The sequence below is a fragment of the Stenotrophomonas sp. SrG genome (assembly GCF_050031795.1).
Classification (GTDB): domain Bacteria; phylum Pseudomonadota; class Gammaproteobacteria; order Xanthomonadales; family Xanthomonadaceae; genus Stenotrophomonas; species Stenotrophomonas rhizophila_A.
This window is the reverse complement of the sequence record NZ_JBNBBE010001034.1, coordinates 1-240: the sequence shown is the minus strand read 5'-3', so window position 1 is coordinate 240 and position 240 is coordinate 1. Positions and strand designations below refer to the sequence as shown.

Below are 240 nucleotides of genomic sequence, written 5' to 3'. Positions count from 1 at the left end.
CTGCCGCACGCTGCACCAGGATCTTCCCGAGCGGAACCGCATGGGTATCACCGTGGAGTACGTGGCGTTCCCACGCATGGGCCCGGGCAGCAAGGACTTCACCGACAGGATCTCGGTCTGGTGCGCGAGCGACCGCCGCAAGGCGCTGACCAGCGCCAAGCAGGGCCAGCCGGTCCCGCCGAAGAACTGCACCCGCCCGGTGGCCCTGCAGGACAACCTGGGCCAGCAGGTGGGCGTCAG

Annotated in this window: 1 pseudogene; it reads left to right on the top strand. The window is 69.6% G+C overall.

Annotated elements, in window-relative coordinates:
- A pseudogene (locus tag ACQG3P_RS22620) lies at nucleotides 1–240 on the top strand (DsbC family protein); the annotation flags it as partial.